Below are 6626 nucleotides of genomic sequence, written 5' to 3'. Positions count from 1 at the left end.
CTGCTGGGGTACGGTCGACCGATCGGCGCCGCTGCCCGACTCGCTGGTACTGCTGTCGTGCGTGCCACTGTCGGCGATGCCTGCCCGGCTGCGGTCCGCGCCGCCACCGTCGGTTCCGGCATGCTGCTCCGGCGCACCGCCACGACTCTCGGATGTATTGCTGTGCTGCTGACCATCGGCGCCACGGCTCTCCGAACCGCCTTGCTGCTGGCCGTCGGTACCGCGACTTTCCGAATTGCCTTGCTGCTGACCACCATCCGTGCCACGGCTCGCCGAATCACCGTGCTGCTGGCCACCGTCGGTACCGCGATTCTCCGAACCGCCTTGCTGCTGGCCGTCGGTACCACGACTTTCCGAATTGCCTTGCTGCTGGCCGTCGGTACCGCGGCTCTCCGAATTGCCTTGCTGCTGACCACCATCCGTGCCACGGCTCGCCGAATCACCGCCTTGCTGCCGGTCTGCGTCGGTGCTGTAGGTCCGATCCGAGTCGGTGCGAGTGGAGTCGCCGCTCTGCCCGGAGGTATCGTCGGTCCGCGTCGACGAACCGTCGCCGGAGCTGTTGGTGCGATTGCCGGCCCCGCCGCCGACATTGTCGCCGCCGGTCCGTTCACCACCCGTGCCACCGTGCTCGCCCTGGCCGACCCCGCCGTTCTGCGTCGTGCTCAGACCATTGCTGCCGGCCGGACGCATGTCCGGACCGCCATTGCTATGTGTACCAACGCCTTCGGGCCCGAGGCCCGCATACCCGACCCGTGGCCCGCCCGGTGCCCCGACGCCGGTCGGAGCGCCCATCCGGCCGAAGTGGAAATTGGTGGCCCGCGCCTTGTTGCCGCCGGACATCGCGCCGTTGGACAGGCCGGCCGTGATCATGCGCGGATCGAAGTTGTTGAGCGCGCCGCCCCACCCGTTGTTCATGACGTCGATCGCGAATTGCGGTGCGTACCCGGCGATCGACCCGGCGAAGCCCGCGCCGAGGCCGGTGACCGCGCCCTTCATGCCGGGGCCCAAATCGACGTGCTTCAAACGGTTTCCGAGCCAATGCCCGGCCGCCGCACCACCGAGCGCACCCGCACCCGACGACACAGCGGTCATCTTGACCTGGTCCCAGTTGATGTCCTTGCGGTGGCCCTGTTCCTTCTGGATCCACTGGATTCCCAGGTCCTGGATGGTGCCGAGCGCGAGGTCGAGTGCGACGTGCTTGACGAGGAACTTGATGCCCTTGGTCACGGCCATCTTGAGGACATGCTTGAGGGCGGCCAAGAGCGATTGCCTGGCGATCATCCGGATCGTCACACGGGTCGCGGCAATGGCGGCCAACTCCACGGCGGGTGCGGTGGGCGGAAACAGCCACGCCGCGGCGAGCTCGATCGCCAGCAGTCCCAGCGAGGACCACATCATCCATTTGGCGTACTCGATCTCGGTACCGACGCCGTCGGCGGATTCACCGAGCTTGTCGAAGAATTCGGCGAGCTTCTTGAGATTGTTGTTCTCTTGCTCCTTGCTGGCGCCGGTACCGTCGCGCATCTTGTCGAACGCGCCCGCGATCTCATCGCGCGCCGCACCGGACGGGTACGCGCCGAGCGCGGCAGACTTGGCCGCGTTGATGTCGGCCATGATGCCGCGCAGCTCTTCGGCGGCGTTGCGCCAGTCACCGGCCAGCGCTCGCATGCCGGTTTCCGAGCCCTCGGGCCAATCGCTACCGGCGACCCACCCGAGAGTTTCGAGGAGTCCATCCCAGAAGTCCATTTAGATCACCAACCGGAATCGGTGACCCCACGCTCCCGGGACTTCACATTGTCGATCGTCTCGACATTGTCGAATGTCATGGCGGCGCTGTCGGTTTCGGCAGCGGTGGCCCGCTCCAGCGAATCGGGTTTACTCAGTGACGCGTGTACCTGCGCGGGCATCTGGCTGCTGAGGTCCGGCATTCCCTCGACCAGATCCGACAACTTCGGCAAACGCGCGCGCTCCTGCTGGAACGGCGCGAGCAATTCCTGCGACTGGCGGCGCACATCGGTGGTCGCTTCTTGCGCCGCCTGCGTGACGGCGCGCGCCAATTCCGCGTATTCCAAGTCCTCGACGCCCCGGCCGAACTTGGTCTCGATGACATTGCCGTCCGCATTGACCACGACGGTCACTCGGCCGCCGCGCACCGTCGCCTTACCCGTCAGTGCAAGGCGCTGTTGCTGCAATCGCGCGATGGAGTGGAGCTGCGATTGCACCTCTTCCATCAGGCCCGCGACGTCTCCCCGAGAAAAATCGTGTGCCACGGCTACCGACCCTTACTCACCTGGTGAAGCTTTCGCCATTGCGCTTGTCCAGATCCTGCTGCAGCTTGTCGGCGACCTTCCGCTGGTCGGTGGCCACTTGCTTGAAGGTGCCCGCCATACCGGTGACGCCGTCGGTCAGGTTCTTCTTCGAGGACAGATATCCGTCGTCGCCGCCGGGGCCGTTCGCGAACTGGTTACCCATTTTGTCGTCACCCCAGGGGGCACCGCGACCGGAGACGGTCGAAGTCAGGTTGTTGATGACGTCGGTGATCCGATCGCCGACATGGGCCGTCTTCCCCGCGGCCGATCGGAAATCTTCCGGGTGGAACTCGAATTTCTCATCCGCCACAATGCACCCTTTCCCGCAGTGCGAGGGGACGCCAACCCCCGGTCGTAACCTGAAATCCTTGGCAGAGTTCATGATCAGTTCACCCGATCTCCGCCACCAGTCAATAAACCGTAACACCAACAGTAGTGGTGGACCACTCCAACAGAGCACCCCATTACTAGGGGCACCGGAGCCGGCTTGCCGGCTCCCAGCAGCCACGATCAGGCATCCACCTGGCCGTGCCGCCGCTGGAATCGCTGCTCGAACTCGGCGATGTAGAGCGACGGCGCCACCGAGGACGACGACTGTTCCAGCACGCCGTCGTCGGCGATGTAGAACAGCGCCCGGCCGATCGCGATCTCGCCCGGCGCGGTCGGCACGTACACCATCCAGCCGATGCTGATCCGATCCGCGCGCAGGCCGTCCATCGGATACCGGGAGGTGTCCATGCCGCTGTTCAGGATGAACTGCCGCACCCGGGCGATGGCGTCCTCCTGCGGCATCGGCTCCGGCACCGTCATCGTCACGCCGGCCATGGTGAGCTGGTAGAGGGCGCTGTCGATATCGAAGGTGCCGTCCTCGCCGAAGACGTCGACCAGGGTGGATCGGGTGACGACACCGATCTCCGCGGCGGACACCAGGTTCGCGACGGCTTGCCGCAGCCGAGGGCTCGGCGATTCCGCGATCAGCCCGGACACGATGTCGACCACGGACTCCGGCGACCACATGCCGGGCACCGCATCGCTGAGTTCGTCGGCGATCGGCGACATGCCGCGATACCAGTTGCCGCCCTCCCACCAGTAGCAGAACGAGAGCAGGCCACTGGCCGCGCGCGAGTTCAGCACCGGATTGGCTACCCACTCCGGCGCGCCCGCGTACAGGGCGGGCATCGGCACGCCCTCGTTGTAGACCGCGTTCAATTCCGGTGCGTTCCACACTCCGCCGGACAACACGGCCCGGCCACCCGGCACCGTGTACAGCGTGGAGCCGCTGCGCTTGGACCCTTCGAACCAGCTCAACGCGGGCAATACCCGCGGACCCAGCGGCGATCCGGCTGCGACGAAGCCCGCGGCGATCACCGCCCAGCGGGCCGCCAGCAGCGGGAACGCCGGAAAGTCGTTCGCGGCCAGCGCCCCGCGCCGGCCAGCGTCCCGATCCGCCCGCGCTTGGACGGCCGCCTCCTGCGGTGTCCGCGACTGCCGATCCGCGTGCCCGATGTAGGCCGCCAGCCACACCGGCAGCACGTCGCGCGGGTAGACCTCGAGGTCTGCGCGGTAGATCTCCGGGGCGAAGAGTTGTTCGTCGGGGAACGGTTCGTCGCCGTAGTCGTAATCGACCTCGACCTGACCGCTGCTGGTCAGCGTCATGGTGTAGCGCCACCAAGGTCCGTCGCTGAGCTGCGCCGACACGTGCCGATGCTGGCGGACCAGGGTCAGCACCTCCTCCGGCGGGTAGGCCCGCGCCATCCGTTCCTCGTCGTCGGTGAACACCGCGAGGGCGACCTCGGCGGCGACGGTCACCGCGAAGACCGCCTCCAATCGCTGCCAGCCGTCCGGACCGGCCCCGCCCAATTCCCTGGCGATCTGATGGCTGATCGCCGTGGCCACCTCGGCCGGATCCGCCACCGGCGGCGTCGCGCCCATGGCTCCGGCGAGGGTGAAACCGACGTCGGGTTCCTCGTCGACGGACTCGGCGGCGGCCGGCTCGGTGGGTTCGGCAAAACCGTTCTGCTGCTCAGGTGTGACCAGGAACTGCTGCATGAAAGCCGTTTGGGCGGCGGTCGTCTCGGCATCGGACGGCGCGCCCGCATGATCGTGATCCGGCGCCGGCTCGTCGCGGGGCCCGGGATCCGGAGCCTGGTCGTCTGGACTGGTCACGTCGCGGAAATCTCCTCATCTGCGCACCGAAACGGCGGCCGTTCCGAAGAGGTAGCCGCCCCCGCGTCAATCCTGGCATAGATCATCGGGCGGTGAGGTCCGCGTGCGCGGACGAGCGGCGGCATCGCGTCAGGCCTCGGGCCGCAATCCGAGTAGCGGCAATTCCAGCGGACTGTTGGCCGTTTTCTCGTTCCACGCCTGATAGACCAGGGGTGTGGGGTCGGCGATCCGGAAGGCGTCGCGCAGACCGGTCACCACCATGTCCGCCAACCTTCGATAGGCCGTCGACGGCACGGGCCAGGGCAGTTCGACCCACCAATTGTCGAGGTGGTCTGCGTCGGGTTCCTGCCAGCCCGTCGCCCGCAGCAGATGCCTTCCCTGCTCACCCGCTTGCACCGCGGGATCGAGCCAGCGATCACCGGCCAGTTGCGCCCACACACTGTCGTCGAGCTGCCGGAACTGCGTGGTCCTGCTCTTGTCCGAGGAGATCGGCGCTTCACCGATGACCACCACCGCGCCGGTCGGCAGCGTCGCCAATTGCGTGGCCAACCCGTCGGCGAACTCCGCCCATCCCGTCACAGCAACCCCTGTTCCTCCAGGTCGATGGCCGCGTCGTGGTCGGCGAGCCAGGGGTTGGTCATCAGATACAGCTCCACGGTCGTGCCGGGATCGCGCAGCACGAGCGTTGTCTCGGCGCCGGCCCAGCGGACCTCGGGTACCGCGCCGGGGATTCGCGCAGTCGGCTCACCGAACGCACCGCTCAGCGCGGCGACCATGGCCGCGAACGCGTCGCGCGTCTGCGATCCTTCCGGCTCGTCGTCGGAGGCGAAGTCGGTCACCTGGACCTTGATCTCGCCCGCCTGACCGTCCCGGCCGGTCAGCTTGGCGCTGCCCGCTCCGAACCCGGAGTCGAGCATGACCCAGTCGCCCCGCGCCATCACCACGGTCCAGCCGAACGCCGATGCCAGCTGTGCCGCATCGTCGAGCTGCCACGACCAATCGAGTGATCGCAGCCGGCTGGCCAGCTCGACGATTTCCTCGTCGGTCAACGCACGCCATTCCGTCATGCAATCACCCTAGCTCTACCGTCGGACCTCGTCTTTTCCGCGCGATCGACTGTGCCACAACGGGTAACCATGCACAACAGACCGCGCCCCGAAACGACGGCGGCGAGCGCTATGCCGAGAGTGGACCGCGTTCGACCTCGGCGCGTTCGACCTCGGCGATGAACTGCTCGACGCCGTCCAGGGCGGAGCGGGCCTCGGGCAGGAGTCGATGGGCGACCTGAAATACGTGGAACATGCCTGGCCACAGCTGTACCTCGCACCGGCCGCCGGCGGCGCGCTGGGCTGCGCCGTAGTGTTCGGCGTCGGCGCTGAGCATTTCGCTGCCGCCCGCCTGCAGCAGCATCGGGGGGAGGTCGGGGCCGACGTGGGCGGCAACGTTCAGCCGGGGGTCGTCGAAATGGGTTGTGCCGGTGTAGAGGCCGGTCATTCGGGTGGCGAGGCCGAAGGACATGAAGGCCTCGTTCACCTCGGTGCGGCGGGCGTCGGCGAGGGTCCAGGTCGAGTCGACGAGGGCGGAGAAGCCGACGAGGGCCTTGGGTTGGGGTAGGCCGAGTTCGCGCAGTTGGACGCACAGGCCGAGGGACATGTGGCCGCCGGCTGAATCACCCATGAGCACAATGTCTTGCGCGGCGTGGCCTTGTTCGAGTAGCCAGAGGTAGCCGTTCAGGACGTCGTCGTGGGCGGCGGGGAATCGGTGTTCGGGGGCGCGCCGGTAGCGCAGGGTGAACGCGGGGCGGTCGAGGCGGCGCGACAGTTCGGAGACCAAGCCGCGGTGGGTGGACGGGCTGCAACCGACGTAGCCGCTGCCGTGCAAGTAGTAGATGAGTGATTGCCCGGGTCGCGGCGCTGCGCCGACCCACTCCCCCATGGTCCGGCCGCGCGGCCCTTCGGTGTCCACCACTGTGGTCGGCAAGGTGCGGTCGAACCAGATCCGGCAGGCGACGGCCAGCCCGAGCCGGGCGCCGGCCACGCCGAAACGGTTGGCGGGCAGGCGCGCACCGAGTGGTCGCAGCGTGGAGTGCAACGCGAAAATCACGCCACGGCTGGCCAGAGATAGCGGATCACCATTGATCATCTACCGATT

At 67.4% G+C, this 6626-nt stretch carries 7 protein-coding genes; all 7 read right to left on the bottom strand.

Annotated elements, in window-relative coordinates; genetic code table 11:
- A partial coding sequence (locus F3087_RS23180) for a WXG100-like domain-containing protein (protein ID WP_150404130.1) occupies window positions 1–1746 on the bottom strand: 1746 nt, incomplete at its 3' end.
- 5 nt (window positions 1747–1751) lie between these two features.
- Complete coding sequence (locus F3087_RS23175) at window positions 1752–2270, bottom strand: YbaB/EbfC family nucleoid-associated protein (protein ID WP_223885279.1); 519 nt, start codon at window positions 2268–2270, stop codon at window positions 1752–1754.
- Window positions 2271–2286: 16 nt separating this feature from the next.
- Entirely contained in the window at window positions 2287–2619 is a 333-nt protein-coding gene (locus tag F3087_RS23170) for a hypothetical protein (RefSeq protein WP_150404129.1), read from the bottom strand.
- 200 nt (window positions 2620–2819) lie between these two features.
- The gene (locus tag F3087_RS23165) at window positions 2820–4475 is read right to left on the bottom strand and encodes a hypothetical protein (RefSeq protein WP_223885278.1); all 1656 of its coding nucleotides are present in this window, start codon (window positions 4473–4475) and stop codon (window positions 2820–2822) included.
- Window positions 4476–4604: 129 nt separating this feature from the next.
- Entirely contained in the window at window positions 4605–5054 is a 450-nt protein-coding gene (locus F3087_RS23160; RefSeq protein WP_150404128.1) for a TY-Chap domain-containing protein, read from the bottom strand.
- The gene (locus tag F3087_RS23155; RefSeq protein ID WP_150404127.1) at window positions 5051–5542 is read right to left on the bottom strand and encodes a DUF6301 family protein; all 492 of its coding nucleotides are present in this window, start codon (window positions 5540–5542) and stop codon (window positions 5051–5053) included. The genes F3087_RS23160 and F3087_RS23155 overlap by 4 nt, the downstream gene beginning before the upstream one ends.
- Before the next feature lie 109 nt (window positions 5543–5651).
- Window positions 5652–6617: an alpha/beta hydrolase gene (locus F3087_RS23150; protein WP_150404126.1), complete on the bottom strand. Its 966-nt coding sequence runs from the start codon at window positions 6615–6617 to the stop codon at window positions 5652–5654.
- Between the last annotated feature and the right edge of the window lie 9 nt (window positions 6618–6626).

The organism is Nocardia colli (assembly GCF_008704205.1).
GTDB classification, from domain to species: Bacteria; Actinomycetota; Actinomycetes; order Mycobacteriales; family Mycobacteriaceae; genus Nocardia; species Nocardia colli.
Note: the sequence above shows the minus strand (reverse complement) of the source record. Positions and strands in the feature narration are given on the sequence as shown.

What these genes read in the sequence shown, in the direction of transcription:
- F3087_RS23155 (WP_150404127.1), bottom strand. Translation starts at nt 5,542, where the DNA reads ATGACGGAATGGCGTGCGTTGACCGACGAGGAAATCGTCGAGCTGGCC.
- F3087_RS23150 (WP_150404126.1), bottom strand. Translation starts at nt 6,617, where the DNA reads ATGATCAATGGTGATCCGCTATCTCTGGCCAGCCGTGGCGTGATTTTC.